13 protein-coding genes and 2 pseudogenes are annotated in these 14,866 nt (G+C 60.7%); 6 read left to right on the forward strand and 9 right to left on the reverse strand.

Translation table 11 applies throughout. The annotated features are described in order from the left end of the window. Nucleotides 1-72 precede the first annotated feature (72 nt). On the forward strand, nt 73-1,071 hold the full coding sequence (locus NCS02_RS30300; RefSeq protein WP_250520667.1) for an AraC family transcriptional regulator: 999 nt from the start codon (nt 73-75) through the stop codon (nt 1,069-1,071). 32 nt (nt 1,072-1,103) lie between these two features. Next, entirely contained in the window at nt 1,104-1,463 is a 360-nt protein-coding gene (locus NCS02_RS36500) for an ATP-binding protein (protein ID WP_350029916.1), read from the forward strand. On the opposite strand, the gene NCS02_RS30305 is transcribed toward NCS02_RS36500, so the two are convergent. Further along, a complete protein-coding gene (locus tag NCS02_RS30305; RefSeq protein WP_250520666.1) occupies nt 1,402-2,355 on the reverse strand; it encodes a helix-turn-helix domain-containing protein in 954 nt (317 codons plus the stop codon). The genes NCS02_RS36500 and NCS02_RS30305 overlap by 62 nt on opposite strands. A 129-nt stretch (nt 2,356-2,484) precedes the next feature. Between NCS02_RS30305 and NCS02_RS30310 the strand changes: the two genes are divergently transcribed. The 3 genes and pseudogenes from NCS02_RS30310 (at nt 2,485) to NCS02_RS30320 (ending at nt 6,491) form a co-directional block, all read left to right on the forward strand. Next, nucleotides 2,485-3,297, forward strand: a complete 813-nt coding sequence (locus NCS02_RS30310) for an IclR family transcriptional regulator (RefSeq protein ID WP_250520665.1) — start codon at nt 2,485-2,487, stop codon at nt 3,295-3,297. Nucleotides 3,298-3,500: 203 nt separating this feature from the next. Then, nucleotides 3,501-4,954 (forward strand): annotated as a pseudogene (locus NCS02_RS30315) (benzaldehyde dehydrogenase). 70 nt (nt 4,955-5,024) lie between these two features. Beyond that, nucleotides 5,025-6,491 carry a carotenoid oxygenase family protein gene (locus tag NCS02_RS30320; RefSeq protein ID WP_250520662.1) on the forward strand — a complete coding sequence of 489 codons (1,467 nt, stop codon included), beginning with the start codon at nt 5,025-5,027 and terminating at the stop codon, nt 6,489-6,491. Between the two features lie 562 nt (nt 6,492-7,053). On the opposite strand, the pseudogene NCS02_RS30325 reads toward NCS02_RS30320, so the two are convergent. Continuing rightward, nucleotides 7,054-7,218: pseudogene (locus NCS02_RS30325) on the reverse strand (porin); the annotation flags it as partial. A 22-nt stretch (nt 7,219-7,240) separates the two neighbouring features. Between NCS02_RS30325 and NCS02_RS30330 the strand changes: the two are divergent. Continuing rightward, nucleotides 7,241-7,444 (forward strand): CopG family ribbon-helix-helix protein, encoded by a 204-nt coding sequence (locus tag NCS02_RS30330; RefSeq protein ID WP_250520661.1) that lies wholly within the window; start codon nt 7,241-7,243, stop codon nt 7,442-7,444. A gap of 1,441 nt (nt 7,445-8,885) precedes the next feature. Here the strand turns inward: NCS02_RS30330 and NCS02_RS30335 are convergent. From NCS02_RS30335 to NCS02_RS30365, 7 genes are all read right to left on the reverse strand, one after another. Then, nucleotides 8,886-9,278 (reverse strand): carboxymuconolactone decarboxylase family protein, encoded by a 393-nt coding sequence (locus tag NCS02_RS30335; protein ID WP_250520660.1) that lies wholly within the window; start codon nt 9,276-9,278, stop codon nt 8,886-8,888. 11 nt (nt 9,279-9,289) lie between these two features. Continuing rightward, nucleotides 9,290-10,312 carry a glycine betaine/L-proline ABC transporter substrate-binding protein ProX gene (gene proX, locus NCS02_RS30340; protein ID WP_250520659.1) on the reverse strand — a complete coding sequence of 341 codons (1,023 nt, stop codon included), beginning with the start codon at nt 10,310-10,312 and terminating at the stop codon, nt 9,290-9,292. A 146-nt stretch (nt 10,313-10,458) separates the two neighbouring features. Then, nucleotides 10,459-11,394, reverse strand: coding sequence for an ABC transporter permease (locus NCS02_RS30345; protein WP_250520658.1), 936 nt, complete (start codon nt 11,392-11,394; stop codon nt 10,459-10,461). Then, nucleotides 11,387-12,565 (reverse strand): quaternary amine ABC transporter ATP-binding protein, encoded by a 1,179-nt coding sequence (locus tag NCS02_RS30350; protein ID WP_250520657.1) that lies wholly within the window; start codon nt 12,563-12,565, stop codon nt 11,387-11,389. Before NCS02_RS30350 ends, NCS02_RS30345 begins: the two co-directional genes overlap by 8 nt. Next, nucleotides 12,558-12,917: an NIPSNAP family protein gene (locus tag NCS02_RS30355; RefSeq protein WP_250520656.1), complete on the reverse strand. Its 360-nt coding sequence runs from the start codon at nt 12,915-12,917 to the stop codon at nt 12,558-12,560. Before NCS02_RS30355 ends, NCS02_RS30350 begins: the two co-directional genes overlap by 8 nt. Further along, nucleotides 12,914-13,735 carry an alpha/beta fold hydrolase gene (locus NCS02_RS30360; protein ID WP_250520655.1) on the reverse strand — a complete coding sequence of 274 codons (822 nt, stop codon included), beginning with the start codon at nt 13,733-13,735 and terminating at the stop codon, nt 12,914-12,916. Before NCS02_RS30360 ends, NCS02_RS30355 begins: the two co-directional genes overlap by 4 nt. 17 nt (nt 13,736-13,752) lie before the next feature. After that, on the reverse strand, nt 13,753-14,838 hold the full coding sequence (locus tag NCS02_RS30365) for an LLM class flavin-dependent oxidoreductase (RefSeq protein ID WP_250520683.1): 1,086 nt from the start codon (nt 14,836-14,838) through the stop codon (nt 13,753-13,755). Nucleotides 14,839-14,866: the final 28 nt, after the last annotated feature.

The raw sequence follows: 14,866 nt of genomic DNA on the forward strand, positions 1-14,866 counted from the left end.
GGTGTTTCCGGTATTTTGTCTAGGCAGGGCGTGGTTACGATTGGATTTTCCTCAATTTTTCAGTGCCACGCCATGTCAACATTCGCAGTCACCGATTCGCGTGGCATTGATGCGATGCGTCACGACCTCGAAGGCGCGCGGGACTGGATGGCTTCGATTTGCGGGCCGCACGGGTTGCAGGCGAGCAGCCCGCGGGCGCTTCAGTTCCATCATTCAGGGACGGTGATGCGCTCCATGGCGAGCACGCTAGGGTTCGTCGAATATGGCACCGATGTCACCGTCTCCGTGCGCAACGAGGCGCCACTCAACTGCTATAGCGTGAGCCTGCCGCTGACTGGGCAGCAGGAACTCGCGGCGAGGGGACGACGGTGGCTCTCGGACGAGGACCGGGGTCTCGTTCTGTCGCCGCATGAGACACAGGACCTCGCGATCAACGGCAATTGCCGCAAGATCATTGTTTCCATTCCACGTCCGGCGCTAACCCACGTGCTCGAAGGGCTTCTGCGACAGCCGCTCGACGCCGCGTTGACGTTCGAGCCGGAGATGAATGCCACAGATGGCGATCAGGCAGCCTGGTGGCGGATGGTCAAGTTCCTTCTGGGGGAGATGGGCCGGGCGGGGCCGCTACTCCATCACCAGCATATGACAGGAGACCTCGAGCAGGTGCTGATCAAGGGCCTTTTGCTTTCTCAGCCGAACAACTACTCGCAAACGCTCGCCGAGGCCATGCGGCCTTCGTGCGCGCACTACCTGTTGCGCGCGAAGCAGTTCATCCATGACAATGCGCGCGAAAATGTTGCACTCGAGGACATCGAGCGGGCTGCGGGCGTGTCGCGCTACAAGCTGTTCGACGGCTTCAACCAGCATTTCGGCCATGCGCCTATGGCCTACCTGAGGATGCACCGGCTGGAAGCGGTGCATTGCGATATTCTCGCCGACCGCGCGGAAGGCAATGTCTCTTCCATCGCGATGAACTGGGGCTTTTCACATCTCGGCCGCTTTTCCAACGACTACAAGCAACTCTTCGGCGAAACACCGTCGCAAACACTCAAGCGGGCAACAAGGCGTTAGGGCGTCTCCCCGATTGGACGGTCGGGCACTGAATGACTGGACCGCCGGTAGGTCTGACGCAAGTGAGTTCCAATTTGTTGACTAACGCGGCGCGCCACACAGGCAATGAAGGCAACGTTGGTGTTATCGCGAGCCGGGAAAACGAGGAGCATCCTCGCATCCGCGTTCCCGGCAACGGAGCAGGCATCGCCGAAGAGGTGCTGCCGGTGCCTCGCATTGTCAGTCTACGTAACGGGAGCCCGGGCCGTGAGTGCGCATCCCCTGGCGACGGCAGAATGAGACGTCCCTGCGGCTGGCGCGGCCAGGTTGTTCATATGACCCAAGCGACGCTCACAGGTTCTTTCGGTAAGCACTCGGTGTTACCCCGAACGCTGCGCGAAAGGCGCGACTGAAATGGGCGGAGCTGGTGAATCCCCACGAATAGGCGATTTCGGTGATCGTCAAATGGGCATTGTCGGGCGAACGCAGCGCGTTAACACAGCGGTCAAGACGGGTCCTCCAGATGTAATCGGTCACTGTAATGTCGCTCTGTTCGCCGAAGACGCGGTGAATCTGTCGCGGCGAATAGTCCAGTGCGTGGGCGAGGCTGCGCACGTCGAGTTCTGGATCCGCAAGATGCTCGTTGATGTAGCTGGTAATTAATTCTAGGCGACTCGCGATCCTCTGCTCGCCCGCCGACTCTTCGATTGCGAGCCCAACGAGACGTCCGAGTGAATCAGCCGTCGCAGCCGCGGAGCGGGCACTCAGTTTCTCGCACTCGCGAAACGCGGATACGGCCATCTCGTGGACGAGTCGGGCGACACCCGCCCGCCCATAGCGCCGGGATGCCACCGACGCAGGGAGGACGTCGGCCGGTGCAAGCTGGCGACGCTGCATCAAAACGATGTGCTCGCTTTCCCGCGCTGTCTTCACGCTGAAAGGACGGGCCGTGTCGAACACACACCAGTCGCCGGGACATAGGACAGCGCCCCCGCCGTTCTGCTCGAAAAGACTGCTGCCTCTCGTTTGAATCACGACCATGAGCGGGGCGTCGTCCGGCAACACTGACTGCTTACGCCAGTATTGACTCGCCGACATCGACACACGGCAAACCGGGAGCGAGCCGAGGTCAGCCGCTTCGATGCTGCCTTTGAACTGCGTCGAAGGCTCTGGTATGAAGCAGATGCCGGGTAATTCGACGTCGTCGGGAGCGCGCGCGACGTGCTCACTCAACCAGTATTTCCAATGTACAGCACACATTGGGTCCGCACTGGAATCAGTGGTGACCTTTCTGATTGCAGCCATATCGTGTCCTCCCGAGTTGGGAAAAGAATCGTCGCAGCGATCATGACGAGCGTCCATACGATTTAACCCTTATCAAAATAAGAGAATTTTTGTTCAGTTCTCAAGTGAAATGACGGCGATAATGAGACTTTGGGAGGAGAGCTGCAACGTGTGGAAAGGAACTTGAAAAAGGCAGCAACGATGGCTTCCAATCGCGCCTTAGGCGTATTAAAGCTGTTCACGTTTGAACGACCGACTTGGACGGCGGACGAAATTGGCGCTGCGATGGGTGTGTCGCCCGCCACCGCGTATCGCTTTATCGGGGCACTCGAGAGCGCCGGGCTGATCGCGTCGATGCGCAAGGGCGTCTATGCGCTAGGTCCCGCCATTATTCAACTCGACCGGCAGATTCAGCTTACTGACCCGCTATTGACATCCGCTGCTCCGGTAATGGATGACTTGCGCAGGTACGGGCCGGACGGTTCGGCCGTGCTGTTGTGCCGTTCGTACGAGGACACCGTGTTGTGCATGCGTCAAGTCTTCACGGCCGGTCCTCATCCATTGGTAAGCTATGAGCGCGGACGGCCAATGCCGCTCTTCGCTGGCGCGACATCGAAGGTGATTCTCGCGAATCAGCCGGCGCGATGGCTGGGTGCACTGTACGAAGCGCATGTGTCCGACGCAGCGGCCGCAGCGCTCGGCGCCACGTTCGACGAATTTCGTGCGTCGCTGGCCGCTATTCGCAAGACGGGATACGCGATCACGACGGGCGAGGTGGACGCGGGTTGCATCGGCATCGCGGCGCCCATCCTCGACGAAGATAAACATGCGATCGGCAGCCTGAGCTACGTGGTCAGCGATGACACGGATATGCGCGCCTGTCAGCGTCTCGCCGCCATCGTCAAGAGCGGCGCGCAGGAAATCGAAGCGTCGCTCGGCGCGGACATGTCCGCCACGTCATGAGCGCATACCGCGTAACGCGCGACGCGTGCTACCCGGTATGCCGCCGTCGCCCGCCGCCGACGTGATTCATTTAGCGCCTTTCGCGCTAACGTCTTTTTCAGTCAAGCCACCGCCTCCGCAGACAAGACCCCCGAACGCGCGCGCTCTACTGTCTCTACATGAATGAGCACTCATATCGTGGAGACGAGATGGACGGACATACAATGCGCCTGCTTGACGCGACTCAATGGCAGGGCAAGTTTTTTAACGGCGATTGGATCGACGGCGCATCGTCACAAGACATCGTGGAGCCCGCGACGGGCGAGTCCCTGACGACAGTAGGCTGGGCCAGCCTCGCACAGACCGCCGAGAGCGCACGAAGCGCACACGCCGCGCAGCGCAAGTGGGCGTCCATGCCTTATCTCCAACGCGCGGATGTATTTCGGCGCGCGGCCGCGCTGCTCGAAGCAAATCGTAGAGAAGTGATCGACTGGATAGTGCGCGAAACAGGCGCGATTGCGCCGTTCGCCGAGCCCAGATTAACGGCGCCAACGTCATCTTGCACGAGGCGGCCGCGATGCTCACCCACAGTCACGGCGTAGTGTCGCCGAGCGATGGCGAGCGTCTGAGCTTTGCCCGCCGTCTGCCGCACGGAGTCGTGGGCATCATCTCGCCGTTCAACGTACCCCTTATCCTATCGATTCGGGGTGCCGCACCAGCACTCGCCGCGGGTAACACCGTCTTGATCAAACCCGACCCGCAAACTGCGATCACGGGTGGCTTTCTGATTGCGCGTCTATTCGAACTTGCGGGCTTGCCGCGCGGTTGCTTCCACGTGTTGCCCGGTGGCGCGGACGTTGGCGAAGCGGTCGTTACGGACCGTCATGTATCGATGATTTCGTTTACTGAATCGACAGGTGTGGGCCGCCGCGTCGGAGAACTGGCGAGCCGTCATTTGAAGAAAGTGACGCTCGAACTAGGCGGCAAGAATCGCCTGATAGTCTTGGACGATGCGGACCTCGATCTTGCGGCATCGTGCGCGGCATGGGGCGGATATCTGCATCAGGGGCAAATCTACATGGCAACGGGCATTGTGCTGGTTCATGAGCACTTGGCCGAAGCGTTTACGCAGAAGCTCGTGCAAAAGGCGAAGACACTGCGTGTCGGTAACCCCGCCGAGCGCGACGTTCAACTCGGTCCGATTATCAACGAGCGGCAGCGCGACCGCGTGCATCAGATCGTCGAGTCAAGTCTTGCCCAAGGATGCGAGCTTCTCGCTGGCGGCAGGTTTGAACGGCTGTTCTACGAACCGACCGTGCTAGCCAAGGTGAGGCCGGGTACGTCTGCATTCGATGACGAAATGTTTGGACCCGTGCTGTCCGTGGTCACGTTTCGCGACCACGATGAGGCGGTCGCGCTGGGCAATAACAGCGAATATGGATTGTCGCTCGGCATCGTGAGCCAGTCGGTGATGCGAGCGCTTGCAATCGGCAATCGCATTCCGACGGGGCTGCTGCACATCAATGATCAGACCGTCGGCGACGAAGGCCATATTCCGTTTGGCGGCCGTGGCGCATCGGGCAACGGAGGCCGGCATGGTGGCCATGCGAATTGGGACGAGTTCACACAATGGCAGTGGGTAACTGTCCAGGACGTCCCGCCAAGCTACCCGTTTTGAAGAATGCAGGCCCGCGAAACCTGTGCAGCATGTGTTTAAACCAACGACTTCACCGCAACATCGCAATCCCATGAGCAAACCATCCTTGTTCCCCTCATTGCCGCAATTCACCGGCCAAAACATGCCATCGCGTCTGCAGTGCGATCTAAGCGATCTTGAAGTCGAAGGCAGGTTGCCGCCCGCGCTCGAGGGCACATGGTATCGATGCGGCCCGGACCCACAATATCCGCCGATGTTCGACGACGACCTTTATGTGAACGGCGATGGCATGATGAGTGCGTTCCGGTTTCACCACGGCCGCGTCGACTATCGTTCGCGTTATGTGCAGACGGAGAAGTATCGCGCCGAACGAAAGGTGGGCCGGGCACTGTTTGGTCGCTATCGAAATCCGTTTACGGACGATGCATCCGTACAGGGCCTCGACCGGACAACGGCCAACACGACCGCATTCTGGCACGCAGGCAAGCTGTTCGCATTGAAGGAAGACGGTCTGCCCTACGTGATCGATCCCGATACACTTGCCACGGACAATCGCCATACGTTCGGCGATAAACTGCGAAGTCAAACCGTCACCGCGCATCCGAAGATCGACCCCGTCACGGGCGAATGGATCTTCTTCGGCTATGAAGCGAGCGGACTCGCGTCGCGCGACGTGGCGTTCTGCGTCGCCGATGCCCAAGGCCAATTGATGCGTGAAGACTGGTTCGAGGTGCCGTTCACGAGTTTCCAGCACGATTTCGCTGTGACACGCGACTATGTCGTGTTTCCCGTTTGTCCGACCATTGCGGACCTTGACCGCATGAAAGCCGGCGGCGCCCATTGGGAATGGGACGCGAGCCAGCCCGCGTATGTCGCCATCGTGCCGCGCCGGGGCACTATCGATGCGATGCGCTGGTTTAAAGGTCCCTCGTGCAACGTCTTTCACGTGATCAACGGCTTTAACGATGGCACGACGGTGCATGTAGATCTCTGCGTGTCCAAGCGCAACGCGTTTCCGGGCATCGCCGATGCATCGGGTGCGGCGTTTGCTCCTGAAGAGGGGGCGCCGTTCCTGACGCGCTGGACCTTCGACCTCGCAGCGAACGGCGAAACGTTCAAGTCGCGCGTGCTTAGTCCATTGCCCGGCGAGCTTCCGCGCATCGACGACCGGCGTGCGTTGGAAGCAACGGGTGCCGTGTTTTACGGCGCGCTCGATATCGAGCGTTCGCAGCTGGTTGCAGGTCCGCAGGGGCTGGGCGCAAACACGCTCGCACGCCTTGATGCGCGCACAGGCGCGCTGCAGACCTTATATCTCGACGATCACACTACGTTTCAAGAGCCACAGTTCGTCCCCGCAGGCGGCACGACGGACGACGGGTATCTGCTCGTCGTCGTCGATCACCACGATACCGGCAACGCTGCCGTGCTCGTCCTCGACGCCGCCCAAATCGATGCGCCCCCCGTCGCGCGCATCCGCCTACCGGTGCGTCTGCGCGACGCCTTTCACGGCACATGGGTGCCGCACGCCGCGCGCGACGTACCTGTCGGACTTTTCTGAACAACGCGAAGTGGACCGCTCCGAAAAACTGCCAATGAGGCGCTGCCAATGAGGCGCCCACTGCGCCTGACAGGCCCGGTCGGCACCGCTGATCGATAACACATGCGCGCAGTTCGACTATCGAAGGCCGGCGGTTTATCGAGGGGCGCCGCACGCTTGCGCTTAATAGGTTCTACCAATCATGGATTCGGCCGGTATTTCTCGCAACAGAGACGCGACCGACCGACAGCGGCTAGTGCCGAACCTGGGTCTCAACCCATTCTGCAGAGCCGATCATCGGTCTGGCCATTGAAGGCTTCCACGTAGTTGTTCATTTTAGGACAGGAGGTTATGACGCTTCTTCGTCGGCTGGCCAGGGTAGCTATGAATGAGACAGCGTCTCGGGCCAATCAGCAATTGCGCGCTGCGCTCATCGCCAACATCCTCCTGCGAGCGCGAGGTTTCGACCATCCGACCTTGACGCCACAGAGCCGTGGCTTCGCGACAAGCTCGAGCCCATGATATATCGCCTCTTTTCCGCTGGCCGATGCGAACCATACTGGTCTTGCTGGCATTCGACCTAACCAAACTCGTCTCCGCCTTGGCCGGGCGCACCTGTCATGATGTTGAAGCCATTCTCTAAGACGAACAGCGCTTTGCTACCACCGCCGAGGTCCTCGGTTCCACGCAGACCCCAACGGCTTTCTTGAAGATTTCCACTATTCATCGTATAGAGCTTCTGGCCGCCTCTTGATCAGGAAGTCGACGCGTTGTCGGAGTTCCTTGAACGGCCCCCCCAGTGGATCATCAAGAAGGCGCTGGTCCAGTTTCTTGCGCGTGAGGCAGAGAAGCGGCGCTTGATTCAGGAGGGCCTGGATGATGTCACCGCAGGCCGTCTGCTTTCGATGGAGCAAGCTCGTGCGTGGGCAGATAGCTTGGGCACGGACAACGAGTTGCCGGTCCCGAAGGCGTGAGCGTCAAAGTCCTCCCAACGACCAAAGCGATGTCGGACCTTAGCGTGATCGCGGCGCATTTGAAGAAATATAACGACGCGGCCACCGCGCGCAAGATTGTCAACGCGCTGCTCGACGAGGCAGAGCGCTTGGGTCAGGACTATTTTCATCGTATCAGGGAAGAACTGAATGGGTACCTGCCTACGCGGAAGAACTCACTGCTATCGCAATCCTTCGCGTCTGGGACACTCGACGAGACCGTTGACAGGAGCCGTTGCGCTTACGGCCGGCAGTGCCCGGAACATTCTGCCGTTGGAGCTTCTTTCGGCCTCGGACCGTGTGGCTCCCGGTGATCTGCGCGGCCCCCGTTGCGCGCGCGTCTTAACAACGTTCCTATCGAAGGCGCGAATTTAGGAGAGTTCGCTCGTGGAGGGGCTCGCGCGGAAGTGCGAGGCCGGTCGAGTCGTCGTCGATCGTCGCGAGTCTGTTGAGCAAGTCTGTTACCGCGGAGAACTGGTGATGCATAAGATGACGGCAATGCAAAAGCTGCTCGAGCCGCCTGCGCCAATAAAGAAGCGGGAGCGTCGAATTAGGCTCCTGTAGGACCGCGTCGATGGCGAGCCGTATATGGGAGATGTCGGCGTCGATCATTCGGAGTTGGAAAGCGCCAAGGATGTTGGTATTACTGGTGTCCATGTCTCTATAACGGCAGGCGACTACTATTGCTGAAGCATGCATTTAAGTCGCATCTTCGCCAGCGACGCAGAGTTCGTCGTCAGTCGAATGCGGGAGTTTGGCTGCGCAACAACGTCACGCGGTGGGGCTGCGTGCGACCGAATCCCTAAGCTGAACGCGGGGCAAACAAGAGCGTCGCTCCGCGGTGGTGTAGTCTTGAAAAACCAAAGCGCCGGGAGTTCCCGGCGCTTTGTGGGCTTTCGCCTTTCTAAACTCGCATCCATCCTCGCGCCGTTGGTGCCAGGGATCGATTGCGTCGCACAGCCATCAGGTTCTCTTAGGTCTCGGCGATGTGCGTGTGATCGAGGTAGCGCGGGCCGGAGATCCGGCGCGCGGGGCAACCATAGATGCGCTCGGAACTGCGAGGTGGAACGGCAGCGCAACCGTGTACGATCACCCTCTGCGCGCCGTCGGGCCGGGCGGGTAACTACGAATTAATTCCCGTCTGGTCGTCCAGGGACGCCGAACGGAACTACGCTTGCGCCGCCCGCTCATTGACGCATACGTCACGGGGGCCACCGCCAGCAGCCACAACTGACCCTGTCGTAGAAAAAAACAGGAGCAAGGTTTCACATCGCCGATCGGGGCCCGCTGCCGGAAGCTACATTTGCCGTGGTCAATGACACGAGCTTATGGCTCGTGCATTTTGCGCGCATCGCCGATTATTAGATATAGACACAACAACCGCGGTTTTCTGACAAGTGGTCGTGTCGGCGAGGTACGATGCTCACGATTCTTCCGCAACCTCGTCAATTTCAGAAAATGCGGCCTTGGCGATGCGGAAGCTGTCGATCGCTGCGGGGACGCCAGCATAGATCGCGGCCTGAAGAAACACCTCACAGATCTCCTCGCGCGTCACGCCGTTGGTCAGAGCGCCTTTAACATGCAGCTTGAGTTCATGAGGGCGATTCAGCGTAGTGAGCATGCCCAGGTTCAACAAACTGCGCGTGCGTCGATCGAGCCCGGCGCGGTTCCATATCTCGCCCCAGCAGTACTGTGTCACCAGTTCCTGCATGGGCAGATTAAACGGATCGGCATTGGCGATGGCGGCGTCGACATAGCTGGCTCCTAGCACCTCGCGGCGAGTGGCCAGTCCCTTTTCAAAAAGCGCCTTGTTCATGGTGTACTCCGTCAGTGAGCTTTTTTCGCGCTGGCCACCCATTGGTCCAGTTCGGCCTTGTTCGCCGCGATCCACTCGTCCGAGAGTTTCGAGACCAGCGCCGGGGAGCCGCCTTCCTTGCTGATAACGGCTTCCCAGCGCGACCAGGTCGTGCCAGGGAAGCGGACCTGTTCGATAAGCGCCCTGGCGGCAGGATTGGCGGCGATGAATTCCTTGTTGGCGACGGAACCCCAGTTCCACGACGCCATCGCCATGCGACATGGGTTGGCGCCGCCCGCGCATCCCTCGACGTTCCTGACGAGCGCCGATCCCTTGTTGGGAACGTTCGGCGGCAAGGCGTCGGCTGGCGTCGGCAGCCAGACAACGTCGACACCCGGGACCAGGGCATTGGTCACCCACGACGGACTCCACGCGTAAAAGAACGCAGGCTTGCCGCTCTTCACTTTCGTCACGGCTTCGACCATCAGCGCTTCATATTTGCCGCGCACGGACTTGACGGTCTGCTTCAAGCCGAACTTGTCCAGTTGATAATCCACAACGTCGCCGCAACTCCAACCCGGATCGCAACTGATCAGCTCCGCCTTGCCGTCCTTGCCGAAGAGCGCGGCAATCTTCGGATCCTTCAGTTGCTCGAGGCTGGTAATGTTGTAGGCCAGCGCGGTTTTTTTGTCGATGAGATAGCCGTTAATGCCGTCTCCGGCGATCAGGCCCGAGCCCACGACCATCGCCTGATCCGCGACGGCACGGAACCCCGGTTCGCGTTGCGGGAAGTTCACGTCCGTCGCCAGGTCGACGTCGCCCTGGGCGACCGCCTGAAAGAACAGGGTCGTATTCATCGTGCTGAGCTTGACGTCGTAGCCGAGCATCTTGAACGCCTTGCTGACAATCTGCGCGACGACATAGTTGCCGCCGAAGCTATCGCTCTGTGCGTAGCGGATCGTTTTTCCGCTGCCCGGCAACGTCTGCGCGTTCACGGTCATGGCCATCGTCATCGATACGGTCAGCATCGCAACAGACTTCACAAGTGCTTTCATTTCGTCCCTTCAGAGTATTCACGGCCGTGGACCGTCGGTTGGACGCGGCGGCGCCATGGGCGCCGTCGGCAAACATCATCGATAAGGGCTGGACGCGCGCGTCGGCGTAAGGTCCGGCGTATCACAGAAGCGGACGGGCCGCAACGTCATAGCGCGCGTTCCGGGTCCCCACTCGCTTGCGGCGCGTCACGCCCCCCGCGAAAAAAGCGGGAAATCACAGCACGGAACGTCTGCTGATTGCGCGGCCGAGTGCGAGCGAGTTTCTGCGTGACGCGATCGAGCATCATCGCCAGCAGGACGATGGCGATCCCGCCCACTGCCGCCCGACCGACGTCGAGCCGCCCCAGCCCTTGGAGCACAACAAGCCCAAGGCCTTCGGCGCCGATCATGGCCACGACCACGGACATGACCATCGCCGTAAGGACGGTCTGGTTCAGCCCACCCAGGATGGTCGGGATTGCCAGCGGCAGTTGCACCTCCCACAGCAGTTGCCGTTTGTCGGCGCCGAACGCGAGCCCGGCCTCGACGATTTCGTGCTCCACCATGCGAATGCCCAGATGCGTAAAGCGGATCAGGGGCGGCATAGCGGCCGTGACAACAGCGACTTCACCTGGCACATTACCTACACCGAAAAGCATCACGACGGGCACGAGGTATACGAACGTCGGCGTCGTTTGCATGATGTCCAGAAGCGGACGCACGATCATCCAGACTCGCTCGCTACGCGCGCTCCATACGCCGATCGGAATGCCGATGAGAGCGCAGAATAGGATCGCGGTCATAATCAGCGACAGCGTCGTCATGGCTTCGCTCCATACCCCGAGCATAGCGATTACGATGAACACGACCGCACTGAACGCCGCAACGCCCACGCCGGCCAGCCGCCAGAAAATTAGGAACGCGACGAGCACTATGACGGGGAAGGGCACGGCATGGAAGATGCCATCGTTGAACGTGAGCAGTCGCTCGACGGGCCATTTGATCAACAGGAAGAACGGCCGCATGTGCATCGCCATCCATCGCACGCCCTCCTGAATCCATTGATCGAAGGGGAAGATCGCAAGTTGGTCGGCATTAAACATGTTGAACTCCCGCGCCGACGCCGGCGCCAATTTGAGCGAGCACCTGCTTCGCATCCAGTACGCCGATCAGCTTGCCGTCATCGTCGGTGACGCCGATCGGATGTTCGCCGCCGCACCTGCCCGCGACGTCGATGAGCCGCATGTTCGCGCTGACGCTTGTGAACTGTCCGTTCGCTTGCGGTACGGCTTCGCCGCGGCACGCGCTGGCGACCTGGGCACCGTCCAGCGTGCCGAGTACACGGGCCTGCGCATCCAGTAGAAATCCGGCCGCGCCCGCATTCGACGCCATGACCACCTTTCCCTGACCCTGCCACAGGGGCGAGAGCGCTGTCATGACCGAGCGCGCGTCGAACAGGCGCGCGCGATCGACGTCTCGCGTGAAGGCGGCCACATAGTCGCTACCGGGCTCCATTACGATGTTCTGCGGCGTGCCTTCGCGAACGAGGCGCCCGTCGGCCATGATCGCGATGCGCGTACCGAGCCGCAGCGCTTCCTGGAAATCGTGGGTGATGAAGAGGATGGTCTTGTTGAGGGTCTTTTGCAGCCGCAGCAGCTCGTCCTGCATTTCGGTGCGAATCAGCGGGTCGAGCGCGCTGAACGCCTCGTCCATGATCAGCACGTCGGCCTCGGTTGCCAGCGCTCGTGCAAGACCGACGCGTTGACGCATGCCGCCGCTCAATTCCTGGGGCATGTGATAAGCCCAACGCGCAAGGCCGACGATGGACAGCACTTCTTCGGCGCGACGGCGTCGCTCGGCGGCCGGCACGCCGCGCAGTTTCAGGCCAAACTCGACGTTCTCGATGACGCGCCGATTCGGCAACAAGGCGAAGTGCTGAAAGACCATCGAGATGCGATTGCGCCGCACTTCGCGGAGTCCCGGCTCGTCGAGCGCACAGATATCATCACCGTCGAGCAGGATGCGCCCGGCGCTGGGTTCGTTCAATCGATTGATGCAACGTGCGAGCGTCGATTTTCCCGAGCCTGATAATCCCATGATCATGTAGATTGCCCCCGACGGTACGCCGAGCGAGACATCGTCGAGCCCTACGACCTGGCCGAGTGCTTCGAGCACGTCCGCCTTGCGCCGGCCGGACTTGAGCATGGCCAACGCCGGCGCCGGCTTGTCTGAGAAAACCTTGTACAAATTTTCAATGCGGAGACGTTCAGTCACGGCGAATCTCCTCATGCGCGCTGGACGGCGGCGCAAACGCGGTCATTGGGGAAAAATCGGTCGGCACGAGGATGCGGTTCTCCGCGTGCTCGATCAGTTCTGACAGCTGCGGTATGAACGCCTGCCAACGGGAGTCCTGTGCCAGGCACTGCCGACGACGAGCGCGCTCGTCGAGGCTCGAGTATGCCCAGAGGTGCGTCACCTGACTCAGCACGCCGATCTCGGTGGTGAAGTAGCCGATCAGGTGGCCGAGAATGGGCTGCTGGATTTGCAGGCCCTCGTCGCGGACGAGTTTCAAGTACCGCGCCATGCAGCCGTTTCGAATGCGATAGATGCGCTCCTCGACAATCATGCGCTCGCCTCCGGCACGTCGTTGGCGAGAAATGCCTGCAGCAGGGATGCAACGCGCTCCGGCGCCTCTGTGAGGATCGAGTGACGCATGCCCGGTAGAATCTCGAGCTGCGATCCAGTGATGCATTCGTGCATGAACTGCGCCATGCGCGGATTGGATCCTTGATCGTCTTCTCCTGTGACGATCAGCGTCGGCATCCGGATCTGATCGATGAATCCGCCAAAGTCCGTTTCGGCGAGCACGCGATACGCGGAGGCGTAGCATTCGGGATCGTTCTGCGCGTTGCGTTGACGCAAATACGCGATCCGCTCCGGGTTGCGTGCTTGGAAGTCCTCCGTGAGCCAGCGCGACAACGATGCGTCGTAGTGGGACCCACGCTCGCCGTTTCTCAACGCAGCGAGCCGAGCGAGCACCCGTTCACGTTCCTCCGTGGTGCGCCCGGATACCGTGGCGAGCAGCGCAAGCCGCCGCAGACGCGCGGGGCGGGAGAGGGCCATGCGCTGTGCGATAAGTCCGCCCAGAGAGAAACCGGCCAGGTTGAATCGATCGAAGCCGACATGGTCGGCGAGCGCGAGAGCGTCGCCGACGAAATCGTCGATTTCGTAGCGACCCCGCACGCGAGACGATGTCCCATGTCCACGCAGGTCGAACGTCAGCACGCGAAAGTCGCCGGCGAGTCGGGTGACGACATCGTCCCAGGCCTCGAGGTACGAACCGACGCCGTGAATACAGACGAGCTGTCGCGGTCCGCGGCCCTGCAGGCGGTAATGCAGCGAGACATCGCCGACTTGAAGCGTATCGTCGAGGAAATCCTTCATATCGGGCGCCTCTGCGCTTAGCGACCTGCGACGGCGAGCGCCGCGTGGCGTTTCGCGCGTTCGTGGCCGGCAAAGTGCGGCATGATTTCGTCGATGAACAGCCGAAGCGTCTTTGCCTGCAGTTCGAACGGCAGGTTGAACGACAGCCCCAGGCAGAATTGATCGACACCCTGCGATTCGTAGCCTTCCAGCTTGCGAACGATCTCATCCGGGGTGCCGAACATAAGGTTCTCTCTGATGGCTGCGGGATCGTAATTGCCGCGATTGACGACTGCCTCATACGGAACGGCTTCCGGAAAGCCGTTGTGCACGGTGCCGATGTTCTGCATCAGGTTTTCGAAGTAGCGGCCATAGTCGACGCTGTGCCGAACGGCCGTTTCCCAGTCCTGCGGGCGGTCGTACGCACATGTGCGCCGTTGCATCATGAAGCGCGGACGCGGGCGTTCGGGATGGTCGGCGACCGCTTTCCGGAACTTCTCCCCAAGTACGGCAATTTCCGACGCTGGAGCCGATAACGGTGTCGACAAGATATTTGCGCCAATACCCACCGCCCAGTCAAAACTCGCCGGATCACGCGTGGCGATCCAGATCGGAGGATGCGGTTGCTGCAACGGCTTCGGCACGGACGTGGCTAAGGGGAACTTCCAGTAATGGCCGTCGTGCTCATATTCGCCTTCCCAGAGCTTCTTGACTGCCGGTACCAGCTCCTTCATATAGGCCACGCCCTCCTGTTGGGGCATGCCGCCAGCCATGCGATCGAATTCGTATTGGTACGCGCCCCGGGCGATGCCAAGTTCGAGTCGGCCGCCGGTCAGGTGATCGCACATGGCGGCTTCTCCCGCGAGCCGAATCGGCGACCAATAAGGGGCGACCAGCGTGGCGGTGCCAAGGCGGATTTGCTCAGTGTGCTGGGCCAACCACGTGAGCGTCATGAACGGATTCGGCGATATCGTGCACTCGATCGTGTGGTGCTCCGCGGTATATAGCGTCTCGAATCCGCCTTGGTCGGCGACGCGCGCCAGGTGAAGCAGATTTTGCTTCACCTCGGTCATCGAGTCGTCGGGCGAAAAGCGCTCCATGCTTAGCGAAACTGCGAACTTCATCATCAATCTCCGGAATTTAGTGGGCGAT

Origin of the sequence: Caballeronia sp. NCF2, assembly GCF_023631205.1 — a bacterium.
Lineage (GTDB): Bacteria > Pseudomonadota > Gammaproteobacteria > Burkholderiales > Burkholderiaceae > Caballeronia > Caballeronia zhejiangensis.